The organism is Pseudoduganella umbonata, assembly GCF_014192225.1.
Lineage (GTDB): Bacteria > Pseudomonadota > Gammaproteobacteria > Burkholderiales > Burkholderiaceae_D > Rugamonas > Rugamonas umbonata.
In genome coordinates this window covers 1-1180 of the sequence record NZ_JACHXS010000029.1, presented here as the reverse complement: position 1 = coordinate 1180, position 1180 = coordinate 1, and the positions used below count along the sequence as shown (strand labels likewise).

At 50.3% G+C, this 1180-nt stretch carries 1 rRNA gene; it reads right to left on the bottom strand.

What is annotated here, in order from left to right:
- Positions 1-1159, bottom strand: a 23S ribosomal RNA gene (locus tag FHS02_RS31135); the annotation flags it as partial.
- Between the last annotated feature and the right edge of the window lie 21 nt (positions 1160-1180).

Sequence of the window (1180 nt, the reverse complement as noted above, 5' to 3'; positions counted from 1 at the left end):
ATATCCGCAGCTTCGGTGACTGGCTTAGCCCCGTTACATCTTCCGCGCAGGACGACTCGATCAGTGAGCTATTACGCTTTCTTTAAATGATGGCTGCTTCTAAGCCAACATCCTGACTGTTTTAGCCTTCCCACTTCGTTTTCCACTTAGCCAATCTTTGGGACCTTAGCTGGCGGTCTGGGTTGTTTCCCTCTTGACACCGGACGTTAGCACCCGATGTCTGTCTCCCAAGCTCGCACTCATCGGTATTCGGAGTTTGCAATGGTTTGGTAAGTCGCGATGACCCCCTAGCCATAACAGTGCTCTACCCCCGATGGTGATACTTGAGGCACTACCTAAATAGTTTTCGGAGAGAACCAGCTATTTCCAAGTTTGTTTAGCCTTTCACCCCTATCCACAGCTCATCCCCTAATTTTTCAACATTAGTGGGTTCGGTCCTCCAGTGCGTGTTACCGCACCTTCAACCTGGCCATGGATAGATCACTTGGTTTCGGGTCTACACCCAGCAACTAACGCCCTGTTCGGACTCGATTTCTCTGCGGCTCCCCTATTTGGTTAACCTCGCTACTGAATGTAAGTCGCTGACCCATTATACAAAAGGTACGCCGTCACGGAACAAGTCCGCTCCGACTGTTTGTATGCACACGGTTTCAGGATCTATTTCACTCCCCTCCCGGGGTTCTTTTCGCCTTTCCCTCACGGTACTGGTTCACTATCGGTCGATTACGAGTATTTAGCCTTGGAGGATGGTCCCCCCATATTCAGACAGGATTTCTCGTGTCCCGCCCTACTTGTCGCATACTTAGTACCACCGGTCTGATTTCGCGTACGGGGCTATCACCCACTATGGCGCCTATTTCCAGAGGCTTCCACTACCAGTCCGACTATCATATGCAGGCTCTTCCCATTTCGCTCGCCACTACTTTGGGAATCTCGGTTGATTTCTTTTCCTGCAGCTACTTAGATGTTTCAGTTCGCCGCGTTCGCTTCACACACCTATGTATTCAGTGAGTGATGACCTATAAGGCCGGGTTTCCCCATTCGGAAATCTTCGGATCAATGCTCGTTTGTCAGCTCCCCGAAGCTTATCGCAGACTTCTACGTCCTTCATCGCCTGTAATCGCCAAGGCATCCACCATGTGCACTTATTCACTTGTCCCTATAACCTTGACGGCTATAG